This window comes from Chishuiella changwenlii (genome assembly GCF_900142565.1).
In the GTDB taxonomy this organism is placed as follows: Bacteria; Bacteroidota; Bacteroidia; order Flavobacteriales; family Weeksellaceae; genus Empedobacter; species Empedobacter changwenlii.
Map to the genome: position 1 here is coordinate 1 of NZ_FRBH01000023.1, position 3,346 is coordinate 3,346.

Here is a 3,346-nt window from a genome sequence, read left to right on the forward strand (position 1 = left end):
TTAACAATTATCCCTAAAAATAGATAGACTATAAAAATTTTAATAATTTTATTTAGCATTTTGTTTTAATATAGATACATAGTTTATAATAAACTATTTAATTTAAATAGATGTTTATCTTTATTTTCTTCAGGTTTTAATAAAATATTCATTAGTTCTTCATTATTTGTATAGTTTATAAAATGAATATAAACCCATCCCGAACTCCAAAAATCAATTTCACCACCTTTTTGTTTAGAATTAAATTCTACTTGATTTAGATCTCCTAAATCTCCATCTTTAAAAAATCTATATTCTATATGATACTCTTTCAAATTTGATTCAAATACCTGTTTAAACCAGTTAATATCTTTCATAGTCTAAAAGTAATTAAGATTTCTTTACAATAATAATGGAGCTACCAAGGTTTACCTTTTATTTTTTTGAATAGAAACCTGTATCAAAATCTTTAATAATAATTAAGTATTGACCAAAGCATATATAAAAATTTTCTTTAGATAAATTTTTATATAATACATAATCTCCAATATTCACACCTCTACTATATTTCCATTCTTTACTATCTAAATAAATATGAGAATTAAAAAATGAGAACATTAAAATTAGGATTATAAGGGGTATAAATAATATTTTTTTCATTTTATTTAAATAAGAATATAGAGACTTAGTTTACTCATAATTTTTTCCATTTCTAACTATTTTAAATATTTTATAGTCTTTATCATAATAAATCATCTGAAATATATGCTTTTCGCCATAATCATTTACATAAATGCATGTTGTTTTGAAGCTGTTATTAGAGACTTTTTTTATTTCATATAAATAGTTAAGTTCATTTTCATTTTCATATTCAAAAACTGTATCTTTTTTTGTTGAAAACATTAAATATTTACTTCCTTTTTTTCCAGAATAATAAAAATCATTATCAATATTAATAAAAATCCCTGCTTTAATATAAGCCTTTTCATAAATCCCTTTCACTTCTAAATCGATAGAATCGTTTTTGTAATATATTACTTCAATAATATCATCTTTAGCTGCTTTTAATGTTATTTTTTTCTTTGTACAAGATTGAACAATATTTATTGTAAAGACACTTAGTAATATATATATACTACTAATATATTTTTGTTTATTGAAACACTTTTTCATTAATTTTTATTTAATTATTTAGAAAAGCTTTTAAGTTTTTGGTTTCATTTGATAATTGAGACCAATCGCAAACAGATTTTATTTCAGTAGTTTGCTTAACTCTTTCGTCTCTAGTAATTATAATTTTTATATTACCAACATAACCTGTGCATAAATTATCAGTATATGGAGGTTTTTCAACGATAGATTGTATCCATTTATATAAGCTATCTTTTTCATTTTTACTGATATTTTTTATTGTCTTTATTGAGTCACTTATATTAAATGTTTCATATTCATTACTATGCTTATCAAATAAATAGGAATAGGAATTATCATAAGTAATATAGATATATTCCCAAGAATATTCTTTGAGTTTATTATTATCTTTTTTACAAGAAAATAAGACTACAATAAGTAAACAAATAAGTATTTTTTTCATTAAAATTTCTTTTCTTCTAATTCTTAGAAAATATAGGTTAAAAGTAACAAAGATTTCTTTAATAAAAATATAGCTACACTATAACAACCAAAAGCCAGCTTTTAGCTGGCTTTTGGTTGTTTTAAAAATTAATATTTTTTTATTTAGTTATGAGCAGGATGCTCGTGTTAGGTGGGGTAATTAACGTTAGCAAAATTAAACCTTAATAATTCTCATAATTGTTTTGTAAAAAAATAGAAACAAAAGGATAGACAATTGTCTATCCTTTTGTTTAACCCTTATTTTAAGATAAGGAAATGCTTATTCTATATTTATTGAAAGTATTATTACTAATAATTTTCTAAAAATTTTTTAATTTGATTAATGTTAAGTTCTTTAGGTATTTCTTCCCATCCATTATTAGGAAATCTTGTAGAATCAGGGAGAATTACAAATGGTAGTAACATTGCGTTTTGTGGTTTTTTTTTATTTAAAACAATATAGTATTTTTTTCCAACATATAAATTATCAGAAGATGATTCTCCTATTCCTCTGATATAAGAAATACTTTTATAAGTATATTTATACTTGTAATAACCTTCTGATCTAGCGCTTTTACTTAATTCTGTTATTGTGCAAGTGGTGTAAATTGGAAAATCTAAAATTTTTAATCGTCTATTCTTATTATATGAATAAAAAATGACTATAAAAACCAAGAATAATATACTAAATAATAGATTTTTTTTAAAATTTGAATACATAATTATTGAGAATTTTTATAATCGCGGTATTGCTCCATTTGATTATCAAAATATATATTATAGTTATTAGTAGGATGTTTATATTAGTGGGAGGAATTATTTTTTTTCTAAATAATACTTATATGTACCTATATATTTAAATTCAGGGTCATTAAAATATTCATTAAGTTCATCTTCATTAACATGTAAAAAAGCGCTATCAATAAGAATATCTAATTCTTTACTTTCGTATAATTCTAAACAATTTATTATTGGAGAAATATCTAAATTTTGTTTTCTTGTTTTACCCCAATTTGTAGCGAAATCTATAATTTTAGATATTGGATCTCTTTGCTCTTTAATTGTAAAAGGTTCAAAACCAAATAAATTATAATGAGCAAATTCACGATCATTAATCTCTTTAGGGTTTGAATATTTCGCATAAAAACAATCTGTAAAAGCTAGTTTTCTAAGACTTGCTTTGCTAATTTGCTCACTTTGTTCTGAAATTAATTTCTTTTTATTCTCTTGAGAGTAACAAAAAAATGACAGAATCAATATAAAAATAAAAACTATTTTTTTCATTTTAATCTAGAATTATCTATATCTAATATTACAAAAATCAATAAACTCATTCGTATTGTGTGGAGGTGGTTCTTCCATTGTAATGCAAGAAATTTTAGTTTTTAAAATTTCATTTATATTTCTGAATAATGAAGTACTTTCTTTTGAAATTATGTTATTACCATAAATTGATATTCCAAATATCATATTTCCATCATCTGTATATTGTAATGTAAATTGTTTTACAATAGATTCTAAATTTTTATTATTCCAATAAATAATATAATCAGAATTAATTTTATTTTCTAGAAAATTCATGATATGAAAATCATTATAAAATATTATTTCAGGAATATCACAAAAATCTGGAAAAGTATATTCTGTCGCTATTTCCTCTTTTATGAAAGATATATTTTCTAAAAAACTAAATATAGTTTTAGAATTTCTACCATTAACTAAATAGTATGAATCTATGAATTGGGGCATTAGA

The 3,346-nt window shown here is 21.9% G+C and carries 6 protein-coding genes; all 6 read right to left on the bottom strand.

Features of this window, described 5'->3' with window-relative positions; all coding sequences use genetic code 11:
- Positions 1-83 precede the first annotated feature (83 nt).
- Complete coding sequence (locus BUA86_RS15885; RefSeq protein WP_072934137.1) at positions 84-356, bottom strand: hypothetical protein; 273 nt, start codon at positions 354-356, stop codon at positions 84-86.
- A 313-nt stretch (positions 357-669) separates the two neighbouring features.
- Positions 670-1,152, bottom strand: a complete 483-nt coding sequence (locus BUA86_RS15895; RefSeq protein WP_072934139.1) for a hypothetical protein — start codon at positions 1,150-1,152, stop codon at positions 670-672.
- 10 nt (positions 1,153-1,162) lie between these two features.
- Complete coding sequence (locus tag BUA86_RS15900) at positions 1,163-1,573, bottom strand: hypothetical protein (RefSeq protein WP_072934140.1); 411 nt, start codon at positions 1,571-1,573, stop codon at positions 1,163-1,165.
- A 329-nt stretch (positions 1,574-1,902) separates the two neighbouring features.
- Positions 1,903-2,313 (bottom strand): hypothetical protein, encoded by a 411-nt coding sequence (locus BUA86_RS15905; protein ID WP_143147353.1) that lies wholly within the window; start codon positions 2,311-2,313, stop codon positions 1,903-1,905.
- 96 nt (positions 2,314-2,409) lie between these two features.
- On the bottom strand, positions 2,410-2,877 hold the full coding sequence (locus tag BUA86_RS15910; RefSeq protein WP_072934142.1) for a hypothetical protein: 468 nt from the start codon (positions 2,875-2,877) through the stop codon (positions 2,410-2,412).
- 12 nt (positions 2,878-2,889) lie between these two features.
- Positions 2,890-3,346, bottom strand: a 457-nt coding sequence (locus BUA86_RS16165; RefSeq protein WP_178300436.1) for a hypothetical protein, incomplete at its 5' end; no start/stop codon positions are given.